Here is a 211-nt window from a genome sequence, read left to right on the forward strand (position 1 = left end):
TCTCTAACCTTAAATGGGGAGGGCCCTGTCGCGGTCACTACGTGTTTCCGCAGGCAGATATCAAATCCAGTGCAATTCTTTCATCAAGGCGCATTGCAGGCATATCGTATTTCCCGCAGACTTTGTCTTCGTCCGCAGCCCCGAACCACGATAATCTCCCTCCGGGACGAAAGACTTATATACACACCCCACCATCCCGTCCGCTGGCCGT

Source organism: [Clostridium] symbiosum ATCC 14940 (genome assembly GCF_000466485.1).
GTDB lineage: Bacteria > Bacillota > Clostridia > Lachnospirales > Lachnospiraceae > Otoolea > Otoolea symbiosa.